Source organism: Chromohalobacter sp. HP20-39 (genome assembly GCF_033052815.1).
Lineage (GTDB): Bacteria > Pseudomonadota > Gammaproteobacteria > Pseudomonadales > Halomonadaceae > Chromohalobacter.
Window position 1 is genome coordinate 1 of the sequence record NZ_JAWHTP010000062.1, and the last position, 665, is coordinate 665.

The 665-nt window shown below is 57.4% G+C and carries 1 protein-coding gene; it reads right to left on the reverse strand.

Annotated elements, in window-relative coordinates:
• Window positions 1-665: hypothetical protein (locus tag RVY79_RS16875; RefSeq protein WP_317465626.1), on the reverse strand; the 665-nt coding region annotated here is incomplete at both ends.

Sequence of the window (665 nt, forward strand, 5' to 3'; positions counted from 1 at the left end):
GCAACGTCTGCAATTCTTCGCCGAGCCGATGCTGCTGACGCTTGAGACCGTCGCGCTCCTCCGACAACGTCTCCTGTTTGGCAGTCAGGGTCTCCAGGTGGACCTGTGCTCGCTGCTGCAACTCAACAAACGCGATGCCTGTAGTTGGCGCTGCCCAGCCCAGCACTTGCCAATGCTGTTGTACCTGCTCGCGCTTCTCGGTTCGATGCGTACGCTGCCGCTCCGCCTGCTTCAGGTCTGCTTGCAACTGCTCCAAAATGCGGCCGCCTTGGTCGTTACGCTTCTCGCGCAACAAGCCCAAATACCGTTGGGCGTCCTCTTCCTTCTGAGTTTTCTGCTTAAGCTCGGTCTCCAAGCCGGCCCGCCTAGTTTTGGCAGACTCAATCGCACTCTCAAGCAGTGTTTCTTTGCATTGAACGACGTAGGGCTCGATATGAAGGCTCAACACCCCCAACTCTCGTAACGATTTTTCCGCTGCCAGCAACTGCTCATGGGCTTCGCTAGCCGGCTCCAGCACGGCTTGCTGGTCACGCGCGGTAACCACGGCTCGATGCGCTTCGTTCAGTTCGTTGAAGCCATCAACCAATTTCTCCGCCAGAGCAAAGGTTTCTGGCTCTTGCAGCATGTACTCGCGCAGGAACGCATTGAGGTCCCCCACGTTTTTG